Raw genomic sequence first — 22,039 nt, forward strand, 5'->3', positions numbered from 1 at the left:
GCCGCGCTTGATGCTGTCTGTCAGGCTGCGACGGCTGCCTTGCGCCGCTCGCGGGCGGATTGCGCCAGGTCTTCCAGCGTCGTCACCGACATATCCCAGTCGATGCAGCCGTCGGTGATCGACTGGCCGTAGACTAGCGGTTTGCCGGGCACGAGATCCTGGCGGCCGGCGATGAGGTTGCTTTCGATCATCATGCCCTTGATGTGGCGATTGCCGGCGGCGATCTGTCCGGCGACGTCCTTGACCACCCGTGGCTGGTTCATCGGGTCCTTGCTGCTGTTGGCATGGCTGGCGTCGATGAGGATGCGGGGATCGACGCCAAGCTTGACGGCTTCGCCGACAACCGCTTCGACATCAGCCGCCTCATAATTCGGGCGCCTGCCGCCGCGCAGGATGATGTGGCAGTCCTCGTTGCCCTTTGTCGAAGCGATGGCCGCCTGGCCGTCCTTGGTGACGGCCGGGAAGTGATGCGGCTGTGAAGCGGCCAGGATCGCGTCGAGCGCGACGCGTGCGCCGCCGTCGGTGCCGTTCTTGAAGCCGATCGGACAGGAGAGGCCGGAGGCGAGCTGGCGGTGGATCTGGCTCTCGGTCGTGCGCGCGCCAATCGCGCCCCAGCTGACGAGGTCGGCAATGTATTGCGGCGTGATCGTCTCAAGGAATTCGACGCCGGCGGGAAGGCCCATCGCGTTGGTGTCGAGCAGCAGGCGTCTCGCTATTCTCAGCCCTTCCTCGATACGGTAGCTGCCGTCGAGATGCGGGTCGTTCATCAAGCCTTTCCAGCCCACGGTGGTGCGGGGCTTTTCGAAATAGACGCGCATGACGATTTCCAGATCGCTTGAGAAGCGCTGTCGCTGCTCGGTCAGCCGCGAGGCATATTCGCGCGCGGCAACCGGATCGTGGATGGAGCAGGGGCCGATGACGACGATCAGGCGGTCGTCTTCACCCTTGAGAATCTGGTGGATGGCATTGCGATTGCTGGTCACCGTCTCGCTGACTGAAGCGGTTCGGGGGATTTCCGCAATGATATCGGCGGGTTTGGTCAGCGGAGTGATCTCGAGGATACGCAGATCATCGATGGTATCGGACACGGCATGGCTCCTGTTTGGTCATACCGTGCGGACAAAAAAGCCGCCAGGTAGACTAGCGGCTGTTCGGGTGGTCGTCGCGTCGAATTCAGTTACGCACGGACCCGCATCCGCTGAGAGCAGCGGTACGAATAAAATCGCGAGGCGTAGATTGAAGTCGTGGACATGGCGCGTATGTAGCGTCGCCGCCGTCCATTGTCACGCAAAATTTGCAAGCTGAAATCACCGTTCAAGGGAGCGGCTTCCTGGTTCGGGAGGCAAAGCCTATGGCCCGGAAGCGTCCACTTCCGGGCCATATGGTCTATAATTCGCGCGAAAAATGCGCATGCCGCAATCAGAGGGCGTCGACGTTCACGCCGACGGTGACCGCGCCGATCGGCGTTCCCGCTTCGTCCGAGATCGTGATGCTTGCCTGCGACTGCAGTGTCTGGGTCGATTCGTCCTTTTCGATCTCGTCGACAAAGACGGCATCCTTGCCGGCGCCGAAGGACTTCTGGAATTTCGCCTCGTCGCCCTGCCAGTAGTCGGAGGTGACGTCGCTTTGACCGACATTCAGCCCTTTTGCGTCCATGACAAAGATCTCGGTAATCTTGCCGCCAGACGCTTCTTTCTTCGCCTGAAGGAATTTCGACAGCTGATTGCCAAGCACGCCATCGATCATGGAATGGTCGGAACCGTCGACCTCGCCACGCCATTTCTTGTCGAGAGCGTCGATGTCGGCTTCGCTCAGCTTGGCGTTCGCAGTGTCCTGCGCCTTGATGGCCTCGATGATGGCGGGATCGTTCAGCCAGGGCTTCACGTCGCTCTTCACGTAGTCGGCGATAGGGGCAAGCTTGGCATCCTCAGCCATCGATACGCTCATGGGCGCGACGATAGCGGCAGAGGTGAAAAGCAATGCGGTCACAACTCTCTTCATAACTGTTCCCTTCCTGTGATCAGTTGCTGAAAAATAAAGTCTCGTCGGGGGGGCGGCGTCAGAACTCCTCCCAGGCACCGGGAGAAGCGGCAACGGCTGCATTTCCTGCAAGCCGCGGCACGACGGTTCTGGTTTCCGGACGAGATTGACTGGCGCTCGGCTGGACCGGCCTGGGCTGACTCGCCAAGGATGCGCCGACGAGGAACCGGCCGGCCGAATCCTGCAGCCGGCGTCCCTGCGACAGCAGCTCTTGGCAGGCCGCGTTCGTTTCTTCGACCATGGCCGCGTTCTGCTGCGTCGCATGATCCATCTGGTTGATCGCGCCGTTGATTTCCTGCAGACCGGTCGCCTGCTCGCGATAGGACTGAACGAGGGTAGCGATGCTGTCGCTGATGCGGTTGATCTGCTCCTCGATCTTCAGGAGAGCGTCGCCAGTCTCGTTCACCAGCCCGACGCCGGCAGCAACCTCTTGGCCGGAAACGTTGATCAGGTTCTTGATTTCCTTTGCCGCATTTGCCGAGCGCTGGGCGAGTTCACGAACCTCCTGTGCGACAACCGCAAATCCCTTGCCGGCCTCGCCGGCGCGTGCGGCCTCGACGCCGGCATTCAGCGCCAGCAGATTCGTCTGGAATGCGATTTCGTCGATGACGCCGATGATGCGGCCGATCTGACTGGAGGAGGTTTGGATCCGGTCCATCGCGCCGATCGCGTCGCGCACCACCGTCGCCGAGACGTGAGCACCTCGCTTGGTTTCCTCGACCAATTGTCCAGCATTTTCAGCCCGCTGCGACGATGTTTTGACTGTCGTCGTCACTTCATCTAGTGCCGCAGCGGTCTGTTCCAGTGCTGCCGCCTGCTGTTCGGTCCGTTTGGCCAGCTGATCTGCGGAGGAAGCCAGCTCGCTCGATCCGCCCTCAACCGCGACGGAAGCGATCTTTATCTCTGTCAGCGCGGCTGCGACGGCCTGGACCATGTTGTTGAAGTCCTGCCGCAATTTATCGAATTCAGGGCCGAGATCGGCAAGCTGGATCGAGAAGTCGCCGGCGGCCAGTCTTTCCAATGCGTTCGCAAGAGTGGTCATCACCAGCCGTTGCCTGTTGCCGGCTTCTTCCGTCAGCAATGCGTTGCGGGCCCGTTCGGCGTCGAACGAGGCGGTCTGCTCGGCAGTGACTTGCTCTCTTTCGACCTTTGCGATCGCCTCGTGACGGAAGACCTCCAGCGCACGGGCGAGGAAGCCGATTTCGTCGCCATTCTCCTTGTAGGCAACGGAGGAGGCGAGGTCGCCATTCTGCAGCGCGCCAATTCGTTTGCTGAGGATCCTGAGCGGCCTGCCAACGAGGCTGCGCATGGCGAGGAGGAAAGCGATGACGGCGAGAACGGTGATGGCGGACTGCGTGAGCAGCGAAACGAGGACCTTCTGGCGGACTTCGGAAGTGATTTTTTCGACAGACCAGTTCGTGACGATGTAGCCGGTTGTCTTGCCCGACTTGTCCAGCGGCAGCGGCGCGATAATCGTGACCAAACCGGCGGACATTCCGCTGTCATTGATCGTCGTTTTGTCGGGTTTTGCGCTGAGGCGGGTCGCCAGGTCGGCCGGCGTTGGCAAACCGGAAACGCCGTCGCGGGTCCAGCTGTCGACGGCAGCGAGCTCTGCGTTGAATGCGGCAAATTGCACAAGATCGAGCGAGGGATCGTCACGATACAGCGAATAAGCCTCGCGAACGGCGTTCGCCTTGCCCCATTTGACGCCGCCGGCGGCCAGAGATGCAAACTGCTCCGCATCCTTGGACCAATTTGCGTGGGCGCCATCAACCAGCGCCCGGGTTTCATACATCCATGTATAGGTGGCCAAGGCGGAAATGCCGCAGAGATTGACGGCAACGATAATCGCCGCCAGCTTGGCTGTCAGGGGCATCGTTTTCAAGAATTGGAACATCCGTGGAGCCTGGAATTGCGGCTCGGTCGACCATCTTCGCGACCGGCACATCAGCGCGGCATCGACGCTGACGGTCACATCACGAGCGCTCATGCCCATGTCGGAGTTTGCGACCCAAAACGCGCAAAGGCAGTGTGGATTTGATGTGTGAATAAATCATAAAGTAGAGGAGGATGGGCGGGCACACAGAGGCTGTTTCCTCCTGCGACCAAAAGATCGCCGAGGAGGGGGGTGTCTGCCCGGTGATCCGCCCCTCGATCAGCCATATGCAGCCTGGTTTCAGGTTCGGTCTGCGTGCACTTGCCGCCGCGTCGTTTTCCTGAAATAGATGCGGCGTCAGGTGCCCGCCGTCCAGGCGGGAGAATCGGGAATCCGGTGCAAGGCCGGAACGTGCCCAACGCTGTAAGGCCGACGTCTGCCGCTTCATCGCGCCACTGGCTTTTGCCGGGAAGGCTGCGGCAGATGGATGAAGCCAAGTCAGAAGACCGGCCTGGCGAGATAGACCCAACCCGCGCGGACGGCGGGCGGTTGCGTTGTTGGGGATTTGACGATGCGACCCTTTGCTGCGGATGCCCTTTCGGCGGCGTCCGGTTTTTCGCTGGCCGAGCGCGAAGCCGTGTATCACGCGATCATGACGCGGCGTGACGTGCGCAGCCAGTTCCTGCCCGATCCGTTGCCCGACGACGTCGTGGCGCGGCTCCTGACAGCCGCCCATCATGCGCCGTCGGTCGGCTTCATGCAGCCATGGAATTTCATTCTGGTGAATAGTCCAGCTGTCCGTGCGCGCGTGCGCGACGCCTTTGCCAAGGCCAACGAAGAGGCGGCGTCGATGTTCGAAGGCGAGCGGCGGCAGGCCTATCGGTCCCTCAAGCTCGAAGGCATCGTGGAGGCGCCGCTCGGCATATGCGTGACCTGCGATCCCACTCGCGGCGGCAGCGTGGTGCTGGGACGGACGCACAATCCGCGGATGGATTCCTATTCGACCGTTTGCGCCATCCAGAACCTCTGGCTTGCGGCCCGCGCCGAAGGGGTCGGCATCGGCTGGGTCAGCATCTTTCGTGAAGGCGACCTGAAATCAATTCTCGGCATACCCGAGCATATCGAGGTGGTCGCCTGGCTATGCGCCGGCTTTGTCGATCGGCTTTATGATGAACCGGAACTCTCGGTCAAAGGCTGGCGGCAGCGGCTGCCGCTCGAGGAACTGGTTTTCCACGACGGATGGGGACGCAACGACCCTTAGCAATTACTGCTGTTGTGGTTGCGGGCCCGGCGTCGCCGGATTGGCAAGGTCGATCGAGCCCTGGTCGCCAGCAAGGAATTGCGGGCCGACCTGACGGACCTTGTTCTGCGTGGGGTCGTAGGGACGTTCGGGAACGGATGGCTGCGGCGGGACTGCTGCTGCCGCAGTATCTTTCGCCGGCGGATTGGTGCGGACCGTCGTGATCGAGCCCTGCTGCGGCGGTTCGCCCAGGGTCTGCTTGCCGCGCATCTCCTCGTAATAGGCGGTCAGATTGCAGGCGCAGGTATTTTTCTCGCCGGGAGCGCGGTTCTTGTAGGCAAAGGCGTTCTTCATGGCGCTATAGGGCGCGCCTGTTGCGACCGAGATCATGTTCGAGGCTTCGGTGCTGGTCACGTCGCGATAGAAGAGCTCGGTCTCGATGCCGGGGCACATCTTGGCGCAGGTCTGCGCATCGCGGCCGAAATCGACCGAGGTGGTGTTCGAGCTGATCGGGAAGAAGCCGCCGTCGCAGCTGCGAACGCAAATGGTGCTGACCGGCGAAAACATTTCGGCCCTCGGCAGGCCGTAAAATGGATCGGCCTCTTCACCGCCGCCAAGCGGGATGAAGGTGTCGGTGCGCATCGCCTGTTCCTCGACGCTTGGGGCAGGATCGCTGGCGCTGCGCTCGGTCGGGGCATAGAAATTGTCGCTGCTGCAACCATTGCGTTCGAGGGCCGCCGTCAATTCCCGGCGCGCGTCGTCATCGCCGGCCTGGCTGCGCAACTCGTCGCGCTGATCCTGGAGATAACGGATATTGTCGACCATCCGGGCTTCGGCATCAGAAAGCTCGGCGCAAAAATCGGCATTCTCGCCGCCGATCACCACCATGCTACCCGAGGTGCAGCCATAGCTGCGCAGATCGTTGCGGACCTTGCGCAGCTCGAGGTTCTGCTCGGCGATTGCGCTGGCATATTGGCGCGCTTCCTGCCCGTTATTGTTGCCGATCGATCGTGGTAGGTCGGCCAGGCGACCACGCAGGTCGTTGCAGACGGCGCTGCTCTGTGCGGCAGCCGGCGATGCCAGCGCAAGCACAAGAGCAAGAGACAGGTTTCGGCGTTTCACGGCATCGTCCGGAAGTGAGAAAGTGTCGATCGGTCAAAGGTGGCGTCCATTCGCCGTACCTTGTCTCTTAAGGTATTTCTCTTAATAAGCTTGGATCAATTCCTAGCGCATTTTCGGGATTTTATCCAGAAGATGCGGGCAACAGCGTTGCCCCGGCGACGGACACTGCAGCCGTTAACAGCAGTTCCCTTCTTCATCCGAATTGTTATTCTCCCAGCTCGCTCCTGCTGGGGATTGGTTTTCACTGGGGATAAAGCAAATGCGCTACATGCTGATGCTGCATGCGGACGAAGCTGCCGGGAAGTCCATAGCGCCCGAGGACATGGCGCGCTTCATGGGCCAGATGTATGCCTATCAGCAAGCGCTGGAGAAAGCGGCAGCATTCGTCTCCAGCAATGCCCTGGTCGGTTCCTCTGAGGCGAGTGTCGTTCGCGTTCAAGGGAATGACGTCAGTGTTCTGGACGGCCCTTATGCGGATGTTCGCGAACAGTTCGGTGGGTACTTTATCATAGACGTTGCCGATATGGACGAAGCCAACAAATGGGCGGCGCGCTGCCCTGCTGCGTCCTGGGGAACGGTTGAGGTTCGTCGCATCAGGGATGCGTCGGAACATGCAGGATGACGGTTTCGGGTTCCACCGTTGCCCGAGGTGTAGCAGAGCGAGTGGCGCGCGAGAGCTATGGTCGCCTCGTCGCCTATCTTGGCGCGCGCTTGGGTGATATCGCGTCCGCCGAGGATGCGCTCGCGACTGCGTTCCTCACGGCTCTCGAAAAATGGCCTGTCGATGGCGTGCCCGATAACCCCGGTGCCTGGCTGTTGACGATCGCGCGCAGGCGCGAGCTCGACGACTGGCGCAAGGACAAAGTGAAGGCGAAGAGCGCCGATCGTCTTACCCTCATCGCCGAGGAACTCTCGGCAGCGGCGGAAATGGATGAGGAAATTGCGGACAGGCGACTGGCGCTCATGTTTGCCTGCGCACATCCTGGCATCGATGCCTCCGCGCGAACGCCGCTGATCCTCCAGACCGTGCTGGGCCTGACCGCTGCAGACATCGCCGCGCGGTTTCTCGTCTCTCCGAGGGCCATGGGCCAGAGGCTCGTAAGAGCCAAGGCGAGGATCAGGGATGGGAAAATTCCGTTCCTCGTGCCGGAAAAGGAGGAACTATCGCACCGGCTGCCGCCGATACTCGCCTCCATCTACGCCGCCTATACCAGCGGGTGGATGGACATCGACAGGGCGGAAGCGCTTGGACAAGAGGCAATCTGGCTTGCAAGCGTGGTTGTATCCCTGCTTCCGCATGAGCCGGAGCCGAAAGGTCTTCTTGCGCTGATGCTTTATACGGAGGCGCGGCGATCATCCCGCAGGGCCCCCGACGGTGCATTCGTACCGCTGGATAGCCAGGATGTCGGACTTTGGGATCACGATCAATTGCGCCTCGCCGAGGGTCTCCTGCGAGAAGCCAACGCAAAGGGTCCGACTGGCCGCTACCAGATAGAGGCGGCCATCCAATCTGCCCATGTCGCGCGCCGTTTGAGCGGCATCTCAAACTGGCAGGACGTCGTTTCCCTCTATGACGTGCTGGGCAGGATTGCTCCGTCGCCCGTCGTGACGCTCAATCGGTCCGTGGCTCTCGTGCGGATAGGGCAGGCAGACGCGGCTCTTGGTGACATACATGCGCTTGCCGGCGATCCGCGAATGGCCGACTACCTGCCGTACTGGACGGCCCGCGCGCAGATTTGCGCCGAGCTAGGCAGGCATGTCGAGGCGGCGGAAGCTTTCACGGTCGCTATCGGATTGTGTTGGTCGGAGGCAGAACGGCGCCACCTCGAAGAACAGCGCTCAAAAGTTTTGTGATGACCGCAAGCTTTTTTGCGCGGCCTGTCGAAATCGAGAACTCCTGCACGACATCCATTTGTCCAACAAGGAGTACAACATGACCACCACTTCAATAACTGTCCAGAGCATCTTCGCCTCCGCCACCGTTTCCAACTTTGACGAGGCGCTCATCTGGTATGAAAAGCTCATGGGACGCCCCGCAGATAGCAAACCGATAGCGGGCATGGCTCAGTGGCGTAACATGGGCGGGGCCGGCCTGCAGGTCTGGAAGGATGACAAACGCGCCGGCAACGGGATCATAACGATCGTCGTCCGCGAGCTCGAGGTTGAGCTCGAAAGGCTTTCGCGTCAGGGCTTGCAACTCGCCAACAAAATCGAAGGCGACTTTGGGCTCGTGGCTCAGATATTCGACGGTGAGGGCAACCGGATCAACCTGGCCGAGCCTCCCAAGCCACCTGCGAAGAACTGACTTCGCCGTCTCCAGACCATTGAGCCCTTTGGCCCAGAGCAATGCCTGCTTTGGGCCAAGACCGGTGATGACTGAATGGCGCCAGAAGCGGCTGCCAGACCATCAAACACCCTTGGAGCGGGCTATTTCGGCACGCATCCAGCTTGAGTCTCCCCATGTCGAGAGCCAGATCATCAGGTCCGTGAGCGCGGCGATGACTGGCAGAAGCAGGGCGCGGCCGATGCCGCGTTTCGTCTGGTTCCTCTCGGCCTCCCTGAGATGCGCCAACTCCTCTTCTTGGATCGAAGCGATGAGGCCGTGAAGCTGTGGATCGCGGCTCTTGAGGAAGATCAATTGATCTTCGAGATGGCGGTGAACTGTGCTTTCAACCGCCTCGGTGCAGACCCAGACCATGTTACGCCCGCCGAGGGCCGTCAGGAAACCGAGCAGATAACCGCCGAGGCTCCAGAATGCCATGACGCGACATGGCTTGGCATTCCTGGATGGCATCGCGTCGCGAAACAGGCGGCAATGCTCGATCTCGTCGTCCCGCATTTCGCGAAGTGCGGGCCCGATCTCAGGAAACAGCCGACGGGCCATCCAGATCTGTGCCCCGTAGATGCGAATTGCGCCGAATTCGCCGGCGTGATTGACCTTGAGAATACGGCGAACGGTTACGGCATGATCCCGCTTGCCGGCCCTGCTCAACGGATTGTCCATGGCGCTGCCCCTCACAGTTTCCAATCGGCAGTAGGCGCTGTCGGCCCCACGGTCGTCAATAGTTGACACAAGGGAACGTTCAATTCCAATGTCGGCTTCGGGTGGCCGTCGCAAATCGCGCCGGTCCGGGCGGGGCGCAGCGAAGGCGAAAATGGCGGGCATTTCCAATGAGCTAGGCTCCCCCACAACGACGGCCGGAATACCGAATAGCCACGGTCTCCACGTCTTTGTGGACGGTTGTTATGACCCCGGTTCCGGGCACGGAGGCTGGGCCTTCGTCGCCTATCGCGAGGCTGCGGAAATCGCGTCCAGCTTCGGCGGTATGCGTGATTCCGCCAATAATTCGATGGTATTGACCGCCGTCTTGAAGGCAATCATGTGGATCAATAGCGAAGCAACGGGCGAAGCCGCGACCATCTGGTCGGATTCGATCTATGCCGTCAAAGGCTGCAACGACAGGCGGCACATTTGGAAGAATAACGGCTGGAAGAAAAGCAGTCCGAATGGGAACGCCCGAAGCCGGACGATCGCTAATGCGGAACTCTGGAAAGCGGTCGATCTTCAATTCTCGCAGAACGCCCTGGTGACCATTGCCTGGTGCAAGGGCCATTCCGGCATAGCCGGCAACGAACGCGCGGATGAGCTTGCGTATGGAGGGCGGCTGTCGGTACGAGGTGCATGATATGGGGATATCAACTGGCTGCGGATGGTTGAGATGGCACGGCGCCAAAACTCCAGGCGGTTCCATTGCATAAAAGCCACGAGGTCATGCCGGAGGTGGCGAAAAATGCACCCTCCAGCGATTTCCGGTTATCCCAAGTCCCAGCAACAGCTGCCGCGTCATCGAGGCCGATCAAGCTTGAAGAATGTGCCTGCGCGTCAGCTCCATCAGACCATCGGTGTCGCGTCTCTCTATCGCATCGACCATCTGCTGATGTTCGCGACCGGATTGCTCGATGCGGGCGCGCGTTCGCCACTGCGACACCGGCGCAGAGGATGTCCGCTGCCGAATCTCCGTGATCAGTTCCACGAGTTCCTGGTTGCCTGCGAGAGCAAGCAGATGGCGGTGGAAGGCGAGATTGGCTTCGTAAAGTTCAAGCATGGTGCCGTTCAGCACCAGATCGTCGAAGCGTGAAGCTAGAACCCGCAAGTTCGCAATATCCGTCTCGCTCGCATTCGCGATGATGCGGTCGCTGACGGCGACTTCGAGGATGACGCGAATGTCGCTGACCTCCTGGGCGCGGCGCCCGTCTTGCTCATGGACATGATAACCTCGATTGGGGACATGCTCCACCAGTCGCTTCTGCACCAATCTGTCGAGAGCTCTGCGGACCTCGGGTCGCGTACAGTTATACCGCCTTTCGAGATCGATCTGCTTCAACCAGGTTCCAGGCGGGAGACGGCCGGCAAGGATATCCTGGAGAATGAGTTCGGTCACATCGGAGGTTTGCAGCTCTTGTGCTTGCGCCATCGCTCCGCTTTCCAGCGAATTCATGCAGTTCTCCCCAGCCCGATTTCGGCGATGACTATCATAGCTCTCCCCCGGCCAACAACGAGGCCGATTGACAGCGTCGAAAAATATTCCTGCTCATGGCTTGCGTGTCCGACTCAATTGGAGCATAAAATTGGCGCCAATTTGATTACCATTATACGAGGCGGGTTGTAAATCCATGCAGAACTCCGATGCGGTTTGGGAAATAGTCGAGAGAAAGAGCGCGTCGTTCTTCGAGTTGAGTGATCGCATCTGGGATATTCCCGAGACCAATTACCTCGAATATCAGTCCGCCGAAGAGCACGCCCGCATGCTGGAAAGGGAAGGCTTTCGTGTCGAGCGCGGCATTGCCGGTCTGCCGACAGCAGTCATGGGAGAGGCAGGCGAGGGTGGCCCGGTCATTGCAATTCTTGGCGAGTTCGACGCGCTGCCGGGACTGAGCCAGGAGGCCGGTATTGCCGAGCAGCGCCCCTTGGTCGACGGCGGCAATGGTCATGGCTGTGGCCATAACATGCTCGGAGCCGGATCCATGCTCGCTGCCGCCGCGGTCAAGGATTTCCTGGCCGAAAGCGGCTTGAAGGGAAGGGTGCGCTATTACGGATGCCCGGCCGAGGAAGGCGGCTCTTCGAAGGGCTTCATGGTGCGCGCCGGCGTTTTCAACGACGTCGATATCGCGATCTCCTGGCATCCGGCAGCCTTTGCCGGGGTCAATAACCCCATTTCGCTCGCCTGCAATGAGATCAATTTCCATTTTTCGGGCCGCGCATCGCATGCCTCCGCCACACCGCATCTCGGCCGTAGCGCTCTCGATGCGGTGGAGCTTATGAATGTCGGCGTCAACTATATGCGCGAGCACATGCCTTCGACCGCGCGCATCCACTATGCTATCACTGATGCGGGCGGCGGGGCGCCTAACGTCGTGCAGGCGCGCGCGACGGTACGCTATCTCGTCCGCGCGAGGACCTTGCCGGAACTCCTGTCTCTGGTCGCCCGCGTCAAGAAGGTTGCCGAAGGTGCGGCTCTGATGACCGAGACGGCCGTCCGCAGTGAAATCGTCAGCGGCGACGCCAACCTCGTCGGCAATACACCACTCGAAGAATGCATGTTCTCGCATCTGCAGCGCCTTGGCCCGCCCGTGTTCGATGACGCGGATCGAGAAATGGCCCGCAAGTTCCAGCAGACCTTCAATGCAGAGGATATCGCAGCGTCCTATGGTCGTTTCGCGCTGAAACCGAAGGAGGACCAGCCGCTCTGCGAGGAGATTTTTCCGTTGAATGCCGGTGACGGCACATTGGTCGGTTCCACCGATGTCGGGACCGTCAGCTGGGTGGTGCCGACCGTGCAGATGCGAGGAGCTACCTATGCTGTCGGAACGCCAGGACATTCCTGGCAGCTGGTTGCGCAAGGGAAGCTGCCGGCTGCCCACAAGGGAACCGAACACGCGGCCAAGGTGATGGCGAGCACGGCCGCCGATCTCATCGGTAACCCCGGATTGATCGAAGCTGCCAAGGCCGATCACAGGGCGCGTCTGGAGCGTACGCCTTTCATCAATCCGATCCCGGATGACGTTGAGCCGCCATTGCCGGAGCAGGCTGATGCCTAACCAGGACTTGCAGCCCGATCGTGAACGCCTGACAGCGCTTATCCGCGAGTTTGCCCGTCGGGTGAAATTGTCCGGAACGCGGGAGGAGCTCGAGAGCTTTCTGCATCTGAAGGACCGGCCGGTGTCTCCTCTGCCGATGCTCGGCGAACGGCCGAATTTGAACGACAAGTCCAAGGCCGATCCGGTGATTGCCGGAATCGGCGAAGCCCTCAAAGGCAAGACGGTCGGCGTCGTTCAGTCGACCAGCCACGCTATGACAATGTCAGTTCCTGCAAAAACATGCTCTTCCGGGGCAGCAACATGAGCCAGCCTGGTTTTTTCGAGCTTGCCGGCTTCGGTCCGGATGGCTGGGGCCATGCTCTTCTAGCCGGAGCGTGGATGACCATCCTTGTTGCAATCGCCGGCTATGCCGTCGGCGCCTGTATTGGGACGCTTGGGGCATGGGCCAAGATTGCAGGTAACGGCTTTGCTCGCGCAGTCGCCGACGCTTATACAACGGTGCTGCGGGGCATTCCCGATCTGCTGGTCATCTATCTCTTCTATTTCGGCGGTAGCGCCGTGGTTACGGCGGTGGGCCGGCTTTTCGGCGCCGAAGGTTTCCTCGGCTTTCCGGGCTTTCTTGCCGGCTCCCTCGCCGTGGGCGTCACCTCCGGCGCTCAGTTCACGGAAGTGCTGCGAGGTGGTTTCAAGGCGGTCCATCCGGGTGAGATCGAGGCGGCTATCGCCTGCGGCATGCCGCGCTGGCTTCGTCTGCGGCGGATCGTTGCGCCGCTGACCCTACGTCACGCGCTTCCCGGTCTCGGCAATGTCTGGCAGGTCGTCCTGAAGGAGTCGGCACTGGTATCGATCACCGGTGTTGCCGAGCTCCTGCGCCAGGCCCAGGTCGGCGCGGGGTCGACCGGGCTTCCATTCGATTTCTACCTGATGGCCGGCGCGATCTACCTGATGATCTCGACAGTTTCGAGCCTCGTCATCCGGCAGGCGGAGCGGCGCCTGTCGCGCGGCGTGAGGAGGGCGTGATGGACTGGCCCTTTCTCCAGGAAACATTTCTGAGCCTGGTCTTCGCAATTCCGCTGACGCTCGAGCTTGCCGTGACGTCGATCTGCCTTGGGGCCATTCTGGCGATGCTGCTGGCGCTTGCCCGCCTCTCCTGTGTGGCAGCGCTGGACTGGTTCGCGCGGCTCTATGTCTTTGTCTTCCGCGGCACGCCGCTCTTGGTGCAGATATTTCTCATCTATTATGGTCTCGGTCAGTTTCCAGCCATACGGCACAGCGTCTTCTGGCCGTTTCTCCGCGATCCTTACTGGTGCGCGGTTCTGGCGCTGACCTTGAATACCGCGGCCTACGCCAGCGAGATCATTCGCGGCGGCATGCTCTCGGTACCGCACGGTCAAGTCGAGGCTGCCCGCGCCTGCGGCATGAACCGTTTTCTGATGTTTCGCCGGATCGTCCTGCCGCTGGCAATCCGACAGGCATTGCCCGGATACGGCAACGAGATGATCTCGATGGTCAAGGCGACATCGCTTGCCTCGATCATTACGCTGATGGAGGTAACCGGAGTTGCCGCGAAGATCATCTCCGAGACCTACCGGGCAATCGAGGTCTTCGTTGTCTCCGGGGCCATCTATCTCGCCCTCAATTTCTTGCTGACGCGTCTCATTCAATTCGCCGAGTACAGGCTTAGCCCGCATTTGCGCGCGCCTCCTCCCGTCAACCGAGAGAATGCCGTTGTGGCGACCCCTGCAGGAGAACATCGATGACAACTACACCGATCGCCCTCAGCGTGCGCGACATGCACAAGAGCTTCGGGCCTGTACAAGTCATCAAGGGCATCTCCCTTGATGCTTTGGAAGGCGATGTCGTCTCCATTGTCGGTTCGTCCGGCTCCGGGAAATCGACGTTCCTGCGTTGCATCAATCTGCTGGAAACGCCGGATTCCGGTGAAGTGACCGTTGCCGGCGAAACGATCTCGATGCAGCGCAGTGCCGGAGGCGCACACCGGGCGACGGATCGATGGCAGGTCGACCGTATCCGCTCTCAGCTCGGCATGGTGTTCCAGAGTTTCAATCTCTGGTCTCACAAGACGGTCCTGGAAAACCTTATCGAGGCGCCGATCCATGTTCAGCGCCGTTCACGCGCCGAATGCATCGAGGAAGCTGAAGCTTTGCTCGCTAAAGTCGGCATCGCCGATAAACGCAATTGCTATCCCGCTCATCTTTCCGGCGGCCAGCAGCAGCGCGCCGCCATTGCCCGCGCGCTCGCCATGCATCCAAAGGTGATGCTCTTCGATGAGCCGACATCGGCGCTCGATCCGGAGCTTGTGGGAGAGGTTCTGCGCGTCATGCGCGCCTTGGCAGAGGAAGGGCGCACCATGCTGGTCGTCACACATGAGATGGGATTTGCGCGCGACGTCTCCAGCCGCGTTGTCTTTTTACACAAGGGTCTGGTCGAGGAAGAGGGCAAACCTCAGGATGTCTTCTCGAATTCGAAGTCGGAGCGCTTCCGCCAGTTCATCAATCAATAGTTCATCAGGCTCAATCAAGAAGGGGAACTCAAGTATGAAATACCTGACCGCAATCATGGCCGCGATCACTATGGTCGCCACCTTAGCCGTTTCCACGGCGGCACGCACCGAGGAGAAGAACTGGACACATGTGACGATTGCGACCGAGGGGGCGTTTCGGCCGTGGAACTTCACCAAGGCAGACGGTAGCCTGGATGGTTACGAAATCGAGCTGATCAAGTATTTTTGCGCCCATATGAAGGTCGAATGCACGACCGTGATCCAGCCTTTTGACGGTATGATCCCGGCCCTGAATGCCGGAAAGTTCGACGCAATCATTTCGGGGATGTCTGCAACCGCCAAGCGTGAGGAGGTCATTGCCTTCAGTGATTCCTACGGCACGACCGGGCAGACCTTTGCGACATTGAAAGACTCCCCGCTTGCCACTCTGCCTTTGAAGGGCAAGGTGTTTTCGCTCGCAACGGACGAGGCCGGCGCTGTCGCTGCGCTGAAGCAGCTCGAGCCGTTGCTCAAGGGCAAGACAATCGGCGTGCAGACTGCATCGATCGCCGCGACCTTCCTCGACAAATATTTGAAGGGCGTCGTCGATATCCGTGAGTACAAGACGACGGAACAGCACGATCTCGATCTGAAGGCCGGTCGTATCGACCTCGTCATGGCGTCGATGGCATATCTCTCGACAGCGGCGGCAAAGCCGGGCAACGAGGACTTGATCGTCACAGGCCCTCGTTTCCAGGGCGGCATGCTCGGGCGAGGCAGCTCGGTTGGTTTGCGTAAGGAGGATATCAAACTGAAAGCCATGTTCAATGACGCGATCGCAGCAGCCAAGGCGGACGGCACGATCGTCAAGCTATCGCAGAAGTGGTTCGGCTTTGACGTAACGCCGAGGTAAAACGCGGCAGGATGCCAGCACTTGCGAAATATCTCGGCGAGTGCTGGTTATCCGTGAATCTCCTGGTCGCAAAGCCGGCTTATGCCGGCTGCGATGCCTCGACGACGGCGAGTGCGGCCATGTTGACGACGCCGCGGGAAGTGACCGAGGGAGCAAGAATGTGAGCGGGCAGGGCGGCGCCGAGCAGGATCGGGCCGACATGCAGTCCGTCTGTCATCGACTTCACCACGCCGAAGGTAATGTTGGCGGCGTCGAGGTTCGGGAAGACGAGCAAGTTCGCCTCGTCATGCAGCGTCGTATCCGGCATGACCCGCTTGCGCAGCGCTTCGGTGATGGCGCTTTCGCCGTGCATTTCGCCGTCGACTTCAAGATCGGGCGCGGTTTCACGAATGAGTTGCAGGGCGTTGCGCATCTTGGTCGCACTTTCGGATTCGCGCGAGCCGAAATTGGAATGCGAGACGAGGGCGGCGCGCGGCGTGATGCCGAAGCGGCGAATTTCCTCGGCCGCCATCACCGTAGCCTCGGCGACCTCTTCTGCGCTCGGGTTGAAGGTCACGTAAGTGTCGGTGAAGAAGGTGGCGCCGCGCTGCGAGATCATCAAGCTGAGGGCCGAGAAATCGCGGACATTCTTGCGCTTGCCGATGATCTGGCGGACGTCGCGGAGGTGCTTTTCGTAGCGGCCTTCCAGGCCGCAGATCAGCGCATCGGCCTCGCCGCGCCTCAGCGCCAGCGCGCCAATGACGGTCGTGTTGGTGCGCACGATGGTGCGGGCGGCTTCCGGAATGACGCCGCGGCGGCCGACGAGCGAGAAATAGAGATCGACATATTCGCGGAAGCGCGGATCGTCTTCCGGGTTGATGACCTCGAAATCCTGCAGTGGCCGGATGCGCAGACCGTAGCGCTTGAGGCGTGTCTCGATGACCTGCGGGCGGCCGATCAGAATCGGTTTGGCCAAGCCTTCCTCAAGCAGCACCTGGGCGGCGCGCAGCACGCGCTCATCCTCGCCTTCGGAGAAGATGACGCGCTTGCGCTCGGCGGCCTTTGCCGCAGTGAAGATCGGCTTCATGACGAAGCCGGAGCGGAAGACGAAGCGGTTCAACTGATCGAGGTAGGCGTCGAAATCCTGGATCGGGCGGCGCGCGACGCCGCTCTGTTCGGCGGCCTTGGCGACGGCAGGGGCGATGCGCAGGATGAGGCGCGGATCGAAGGGGGAAGGGATCAGATAGTCGGGGCCGAAGACCGGGGTCTCGCCGGAATAGGCGCGAGCAGCGACATCGGAGGGTTCTTCGCGGGCAAGCGCTGCGATGGCGCGCACGGCGGCCATCTTCATTTCCTCGTTGATCGTCTCGGCGCCGCAATCGAGCGCGCCGCGGAAGATGTAGGGGAAGCAGAGGACGTTGTTGACCTGGTTGGCGAAGTCCGAGCGGCCGGTGCAGATCATTGCGTCGGGGCGGGCAGCGCGGGCGAGATCCGGCATGATCTCCGGCGTGGGATTGGCGAGCGCCATGATCAGCGGCTTGTCGGCCATCTGCGCCAGCAGCTCCGGCTTCAGGACGCCGGCGGCCGAGAGACCGAGGAAGACATCGGCGCCGCCGATATTTTCGGCGAGCGTGCGCGTGTCGCTCTTCTGGGCATAGACGGACTTCCATTCGTCCATCAGTTCGGTGCGGCCCTCATAGACGAGGCCTTCGATATCGTGGACCCAGATATTTTCGCGCTTGGCGCCGAGCGTCACCAGCAGATTGAGGCAAGCAAGGGCGGCCGCACCCGCGCCCGAGGCGACGATCTTGACGTTATCGATCGCCTTGCCGGCGAGTTCCAGCCCGTTCAGGATCGCGGCGGCAACGATGATCGCGGTGCCGTGCTGGTCGTCGTGGAAGACCGGGATTTTCATCTTCTCGCGCAGGCGCCGCTCGACCTCGAAACATTCCGGCGCCTTGATGTCTTCAAGGTTGATGCCGCCGAAGGTCGGCTCCAGCGAGGAAACGGTCGAGACCATCTGTTCGACGCTCGCGGCGTCGATCTCGATGTCGAAGACGTCGATACCGGCGAATTTCTTGAAGAGCACGGCCTTGCCCTCCATGACCGGCTTCGAAGCCAGCGGCCCGATATTGCCGAGTCCGAGCACGGCGGTGCCGTTGGAAATCACGGCGACGAGATTGGCGCGCGAGGTATATTCGGCTGCCATTTCCGGGTTGTCCCGGATGGCAAGGCAGGGGGCGGCGACACCCGGCGAATAGGCGAGCGCGAGATCGCGCTGGTTACCGAGCGGCTTGGTCGCCTGGATCTCCAGCTTGCCGGGGCGGGGATAGCGATGGAAGAAGAGCGCCTGCTCGTCGAGATCGCCGCCCGGCAGGTTCTTGTCCGTCTTGGATTTATCCTGGTGATCCATTGCCGCCTCCGTGCACGTCTTTTTCTGGAGTTCCCTCCATACATCAATCGGATACGGGCGACAGTATGGAAATGAGGGCTGGAAGAAGTTTTCGCGAGACGGGCGTGTCCCACGACGCCGCAGGCCGGCCGAGTATCGGCATCGCCAGTACTAATCCTTTTGGAAAACTTGTTTGACGCCCCCTGCGAGCGCAAGATGCTGGCCGCGACGGTGCGGGGCGCCGGTCGCATGGAGGAAATCATGGACAATTTGAACCTCACGACCCTGCAGCGGGGTCAGACGATGGTCAATGACGTGGCCATGGATGCGTTTGCCGCCGGTTTTCGCGGCAGTCTCCTGACCAGCAACGACGTGAATTACGGCGAGGCGCGGGCGATCTGGAATGCGATGATCGATCGCCGGCCGGGGCTGATTGCGCGCTGCGCAGGGGCAGCTGATGTCGTGCGCGCGGTGCGTCTTGCGCGCGATAACAATCTGCTCGTTTCGGTGCGCGGCGGCGGGCACGGCATTGCCGGCAATGCCGTCTGCGAGGGTGGTGTTGTCATCGACCTGTCGCCAATGAAGTCCGTGCGGGTCGATCCCGAGACGCGCCGCGCCAGGATCGAGCCGGGCGCTACGCTCGGCGACGTCGACAAGGAAACGATGGCTTTCGGGCTGGTGCTGCCGACCGGCATCAATTCCACGACCGGCATAGCCGGCCTGACGCTCGGCGGCGGTTTCGGCTGGCTCACCCGGAAATTCGGGCTAACCCTCGACAATCTGATTTCGGTGGATGTGGTGACGGCCGATGGCGAACTGGTGAAGGCGAGCGAGACCGAGCGGCCGGACCTGTTCTGGGCCCTGCGCGGCGGCGGCGGCAATTTCGGCGTCGTGACCTCCTTCGAATTCCAGCTCAACCCGCTCCATCCCGAAGTTTTCGCCGGACTGGTGGTGCATCCCTTCGCCGATGCGGAAAAAGTTCTCAGAGAGTATCGCGAGGCGCTGGAAACAGCACCCGACGAGCTGACCTGCTGGGTGGTGATGCGCCAGGCGCCGCCGCTGCCGTTCCTGCCGGCCGAATGGCACGGCAAGGAAATCGTGGTGCTCGCCATGTGTTATTGCGGGGACATGGCGGCGGGCGAAAAGGCGGCGGCGAGATTGCGTGGGATCGGAAAGCCGATCGCCGACATCGTCGGCCCGATGCCATTCATCGGCTGGCAGCAGGCATTCGACCCGCTTCTAACGCCCGGCGCCCGTAACTACTGGAAGAGCCAGGATTTCGCCTCCCTCTCCGATGCGGCGATCGAGGTTCTCACCAATGCCGTGCGGAAGTTGCCAGGGCCGGAATGCGAAATATTCATCGGCCATGTCGGCGGCGCCGCCGGCCGCGTGCCGACCGAAGCCACAGCATTTCCACAGCGCAGTTCGCATTTTGTCATGAATGTCCATGCACGCTGGCGGGAATCCGAGATGGACGGAAACTGCATCGGCTGGGCACGCGAACTCTTTGAGGCAACCAAACCGCATGCTGTGGGTACTGCCTACATCAACTTCATGCCGGAGGACGAGACCGATCGGGTCGAAATGGCTTACGGGGCCAATTATGCGCGCCTTTCCGAAATCAAGCTGCGCTACGATCCGAACAATCTGTTCCGGATGAACCAGAATGTGAAGCCGATGGCGGCCGTGCGGGCTGCGTGACGGGCCGCGACGCGCGTCGGCTCAAGCGGTCTGGTCAGGCACGAGTATTGGACCGATGGAGGCAGGTGATTGGCAAGCCACCAATGTCGACGCTGTACCTCAATTGGAACGCTTCTTGTCGCAGGAGACAGGCCTTTGCGACAGGTTTGCGAAATTAGGCTGCCGCACTTCAAGCGCTGGCAGCTTTTCGCGGAATTGCGAATTACGCGGCAACTGTGGTTGGAGCTGCGGAATTGTTGGAGAACCATACGTCGCGGAAGATCGCGACGGCGCTTTCGTCGGGTTTGCGATCTCTGGTGAGCCAGGCGGAGCGGATGGTTCGTGCGCCGGTGCGATCCGGGACTCTAAGGCTCTGGCGAGGGTCACTTGCGCCAATGCAGGGAATGAACCAAGCTGGCATTAATGGCTGCGCCGAGAATTCCGATTGACCTCGAGTGATGAGCATCGTGACGGCAACATCCTCGTTCGGGCGCCAAGGAAAGATCATACGACCGCCTGGACGCAATGATTCGAGCCAATGTGCTGGCGGGGCCACAACGCCGGCATTCACGTAGATCACGTCGGATGACGGCAGCGTCAGCACAGTAGCGTCACCATGAGTAACCGAAACCCCTTCGAAGGGAACGAGGTTCTCACGCGCACGCTCAGCAAGATTGTCATCGATTTCAAAGGCATGCACGCTGCCGTATGGGAGCGTCAACATCGAGAGCATTGCGGTGTAGTAGCCAGTGCCTGCTCCGATATGGGTCACCACTTCGCCGCGCTGTGGATTCACGCTCCCGAGCCAACCTGCATGCAACAGGGGCTCGCCGTTGTTGATGCCCTTCGTCCGATCAAGTGCGACCAGCACGTTCTGATTAACATGCACCGGATCGTCGCTCGGAGTTTCAATGTAGCGATGCCGGTAGGATTTCTTCCAAGGATGGACGGCGATATGCCACGGACCGGGACCAAGGAAGGCTTCGCGGGGTACAAGGTCGAAAATGCGTTCATACCGTTCATCCGGCGAGCCTGTGGCCGCGGCCATCATCCTTGCGTTTAGCCGACGGACTTCTTGCAGTACGAGACTTGATCTCCTCGTCATTTCGACATCTCTCCTTCATCGTCTCCGAACCGTCATGCGGATGGCAGTGTTGAAATAGAGCTTTCAGAATGTCTCACGAGCTATTTCGGGAAAATGAACCATCTGCAACTCTGTGCCGCAAGTGAATATGGCACCAATCTCTGCTTGAATTCACATTTGCCTGGGACTGGCCGAACCTCGTGCACATGGATGAGTGCGCGAACTCAGGAACGGTTTACCCACCGCACTTCGGCGTCATCGTCACGTCAGCGCCATAGGCATCGCGCAGTTTGTCCTCCTGTCCCGGCTGCCGGTCGGCGGCCTGGTGGAGCAGGATCGTGTCGTAGCCCTGCAAACGCGTTCCCTCGATCAGCGTGACGTCGGAATTCCCAGGATTGTCGGATCGCTCGAACCAGTCGACGGAGTGGTGCAGGAAATTCATTTCGACCGCGCGGTTGGTGACGCCATGGCCGACGATCGCGACATTGTGGTCGCCGGTCTCGGCTTCGCGCATGACGGTCTGGAGGAAGAGACGCACCCGCTGCGCCACGTCCGCCCGGCTTTCGCCGTCCGGCGGCCGTGCATAGAACTTGCCGCTGTTGTTGCGGAGCCTCGCCCATTTTTCGAATTCCTCGGGGAATTTCTGTTTCTGCTCGGCATGATCGTAGATTTCGGTGAAGAGGCCGAAATCCTGCTCGCGCAGAAGATAATCTTCCCTGACATCGCCGACGAAGTTTTCCGGCAGCACTTCGAGCAGCGCATCCTTGCTCTGGCGCGTGCGCAGGAACGGCGAATACCAGATATGCAGCTTCTGGAATCCCTCGCTCGGCAGCCCTCTCAGGTACGAGGCGATGACAGCGCCTGCCTCCGCCGCCTGGCGATAGCCCCACTCGGTCAACGGCACGTTATGATCGCCGAACTGACGGTAGGCCTGTTCGTTGATGTTGCCGAGGGATTCGCCGTGGCGAACGAGAAAGAGACGCATCGGCCATCCCCGCTTCATCGGATATGGAATCGTCGTCATCATGAACGCGCTCGATTGGCAGGGCAATATCGTCGGTCGGAAAAGGGGGCGAGCGTCTGGTCGCCGCTTGCCCCAATCCGCTTGGCC

At 60.8% G+C, this 22,039-nt stretch carries 21 protein-coding genes and 1 riboswitch; of the genes, 12 read left to right on the plus strand and 9 right to left on the minus strand.

Annotated elements, in window-relative coordinates; translation table 11 throughout:
- Positions 1-20: 20 nt before the first annotated feature.
- From J7U39_RS06985 to J7U39_RS06995, 3 genes are all read right to left on the minus strand, one after another.
- Positions 21-1,088, minus strand: coding sequence for a 3-deoxy-7-phosphoheptulonate synthase (locus J7U39_RS06985; protein ID WP_210631086.1), 1,068 nt, complete (start codon positions 1,086-1,088; stop codon positions 21-23).
- Between the two features lie 331 nt (positions 1,089-1,419).
- Entirely contained in the window at positions 1,420-2,001 is a 582-nt protein-coding gene (locus J7U39_RS06990; RefSeq protein ID WP_210631087.1) for a hypothetical protein, read from the minus strand.
- A gap of 58 nt (positions 2,002-2,059) precedes the next feature.
- A complete protein-coding gene (locus J7U39_RS06995) occupies positions 2,060-3,937 on the minus strand; it encodes a HAMP domain-containing methyl-accepting chemotaxis protein (RefSeq protein ID WP_210631614.1) in 1,878 nt (625 codons plus the stop codon).
- Positions 3,938-4,258: 321 nt separating this feature from the next.
- A riboswitch (cobalamin riboswitch) is annotated at positions 4,259-4,446 on the plus strand.
- Positions 4,447-4,487: 41 nt separating this feature from the next.
- Here J7U39_RS06995 and bluB point away from each other — a divergent pair.
- A complete protein-coding gene (gene bluB, locus J7U39_RS07000) occupies positions 4,488-5,177 on the plus strand; it encodes a 5,6-dimethylbenzimidazole synthase (protein ID WP_210631088.1) in 690 nt (229 codons plus the stop codon).
- A 3-nt stretch (positions 5,178-5,180) separates the two neighbouring features.
- Here the strand turns inward: bluB and J7U39_RS07005 are convergent, their stop codons facing one another.
- Complete coding sequence (locus J7U39_RS07005) at positions 5,181-6,278, minus strand: DUF2865 domain-containing protein (protein WP_210631089.1); 1,098 nt, start codon at positions 6,276-6,278, stop codon at positions 5,181-5,183.
- Positions 6,279-6,537: 259 nt separating this feature from the next.
- Between J7U39_RS07005 and J7U39_RS07010 the strand changes: the two genes are divergently transcribed.
- The 3 genes from J7U39_RS07010 to J7U39_RS07020 all read left to right on the plus strand — a co-directional run bounded on the left by J7U39_RS07010 (position 6,538) and on the right by J7U39_RS07020 (position 8,583).
- Positions 6,538-6,900 carry a YciI family protein gene (locus J7U39_RS07010; RefSeq protein WP_210631090.1) on the plus strand — a complete coding sequence of 121 codons (363 nt, stop codon included), beginning with the start codon at positions 6,538-6,540 and terminating at the stop codon, positions 6,898-6,900.
- Positions 6,897-8,132 (plus strand): DUF6596 domain-containing protein, encoded by a 1,236-nt coding sequence (locus tag J7U39_RS07015; RefSeq protein WP_210631091.1) that lies wholly within the window; start codon positions 6,897-6,899, stop codon positions 8,130-8,132. Before J7U39_RS07010 ends, J7U39_RS07015 begins: the two co-directional genes overlap by 4 nt.
- Before the next feature lie 79 nt (positions 8,133-8,211).
- Positions 8,212-8,583, plus strand: a complete 372-nt coding sequence (locus J7U39_RS07020; protein WP_210631092.1) for a VOC family protein — start codon at positions 8,212-8,214, stop codon at positions 8,581-8,583.
- A gap of 102 nt (positions 8,584-8,685) precedes the next feature.
- Here the strand turns inward: J7U39_RS07020 and J7U39_RS07025 are convergent, their stop codons facing one another.
- Positions 8,686-9,282, minus strand: a complete 597-nt coding sequence (locus J7U39_RS07025) for a demethoxyubiquinone hydroxylase family protein (protein ID WP_210631093.1) — start codon at positions 9,280-9,282, stop codon at positions 8,686-8,688.
- Between the two features lie 151 nt (positions 9,283-9,433).
- Between J7U39_RS07025 and J7U39_RS07030 the strand changes: the two genes are divergently transcribed.
- The gene (locus tag J7U39_RS07030; protein ID WP_210631094.1) at positions 9,434-9,964 is read left to right on the plus strand and encodes a ribonuclease H; all 531 of its coding nucleotides are present in this window, start codon (positions 9,434-9,436) and stop codon (positions 9,962-9,964) included.
- 171 nt (positions 9,965-10,135) lie between these two features.
- On the opposite strand, the gene J7U39_RS07035 is transcribed toward J7U39_RS07030, so the two are convergent.
- Positions 10,136-10,777: a GntR family transcriptional regulator gene (locus tag J7U39_RS07035; protein WP_210631095.1), complete on the minus strand. Its 642-nt coding sequence runs from the start codon at positions 10,775-10,777 to the stop codon at positions 10,136-10,138.
- Between the two features lie 175 nt (positions 10,778-10,952).
- Here J7U39_RS07035 and J7U39_RS07040 point away from each other — a divergent pair, with 175 nt between their 5' ends.
- Genes J7U39_RS07040 through J7U39_RS07065 form a run of 6 tightly spaced genes read left to right on the plus strand, consistent with a single transcriptional unit; the run spans position 10,953 to position 15,793 of the window.
- The gene (locus J7U39_RS07040) at positions 10,953-12,377 is read left to right on the plus strand and encodes a M20 family metallopeptidase (RefSeq protein ID WP_210631096.1); all 1,425 of its coding nucleotides are present in this window, start codon (positions 10,953-10,955) and stop codon (positions 12,375-12,377) included.
- The gene (locus tag J7U39_RS07045) at positions 12,370-12,681 is read left to right on the plus strand and encodes a hypothetical protein (RefSeq protein WP_210631097.1); all 312 of its coding nucleotides are present in this window, start codon (positions 12,370-12,372) and stop codon (positions 12,679-12,681) included. Before J7U39_RS07040 ends, J7U39_RS07045 begins: the two co-directional genes overlap by 8 nt.
- A complete protein-coding gene (locus tag J7U39_RS07050) occupies positions 12,678-13,397 on the plus strand; it encodes an ABC transporter permease subunit (protein ID WP_210631098.1) in 720 nt (239 codons plus the stop codon). Before J7U39_RS07045 ends, J7U39_RS07050 begins: the two co-directional genes overlap by 4 nt.
- Positions 13,397-14,137: an ABC transporter permease gene (locus J7U39_RS07055; RefSeq protein WP_210631099.1), complete on the plus strand. Its 741-nt coding sequence runs from the start codon at positions 13,397-13,399 to the stop codon at positions 14,135-14,137. Before J7U39_RS07050 ends, J7U39_RS07055 begins: the two co-directional genes overlap by 1 nt.
- The gene (locus J7U39_RS07060; protein WP_210631100.1) at positions 14,134-14,901 is read left to right on the plus strand and encodes an ATP-binding cassette domain-containing protein; all 768 of its coding nucleotides are present in this window, start codon (positions 14,134-14,136) and stop codon (positions 14,899-14,901) included. The genes J7U39_RS07055 and J7U39_RS07060 overlap by 4 nt, the downstream gene beginning before the upstream one ends.
- A gap of 34 nt (positions 14,902-14,935) precedes the next feature.
- The gene (locus J7U39_RS07065) at positions 14,936-15,793 is read left to right on the plus strand and encodes a transporter substrate-binding domain-containing protein (protein WP_210631101.1); all 858 of its coding nucleotides are present in this window, start codon (positions 14,936-14,938) and stop codon (positions 15,791-15,793) included.
- 79 nt (positions 15,794-15,872) lie between these two features.
- Here the strand turns inward: J7U39_RS07065 and J7U39_RS07070 are convergent, their stop codons facing one another.
- Entirely contained in the window at positions 15,873-18,185 is a 2,313-nt protein-coding gene (locus J7U39_RS07070; RefSeq protein WP_210631102.1) for an NADP-dependent malic enzyme, read from the minus strand.
- 240 nt (positions 18,186-18,425) lie between these two features.
- Between J7U39_RS07070 and J7U39_RS07075 the strand changes: the two genes are divergently transcribed.
- Positions 18,426-19,865, plus strand: coding sequence for an FAD-binding oxidoreductase (locus J7U39_RS07075; protein WP_210631103.1), 1,440 nt, complete (start codon positions 18,426-18,428; stop codon positions 19,863-19,865).
- Between the two features lie 202 nt (positions 19,866-20,067).
- Here the strand turns inward: J7U39_RS07075 and J7U39_RS07080 are convergent, their stop codons facing one another.
- Together J7U39_RS07080 and J7U39_RS07085 are read right to left on the minus strand one after the other, a co-directional pair.
- The gene (locus J7U39_RS07080; RefSeq protein WP_259671505.1) at positions 20,068-20,892 is read right to left on the minus strand and encodes an SAM-dependent methyltransferase; all 825 of its coding nucleotides are present in this window, start codon (positions 20,890-20,892) and stop codon (positions 20,068-20,070) included.
- A 271-nt stretch (positions 20,893-21,163) separates the two neighbouring features.
- On the minus strand, positions 21,164-21,913 hold the full coding sequence (locus tag J7U39_RS07085) for a phosphoglycerate mutase family protein (RefSeq protein WP_210631615.1): 750 nt from the start codon (positions 21,911-21,913) through the stop codon (positions 21,164-21,166).
- Between the last annotated feature and the right edge of the window lie 126 nt (positions 21,914-22,039).

Origin of the sequence: Rhizobium sp. NLR16a (assembly GCF_017948245.1) — a bacterium.
Lineage (GTDB): Bacteria > Pseudomonadota > Alphaproteobacteria > Rhizobiales > Rhizobiaceae > Rhizobium.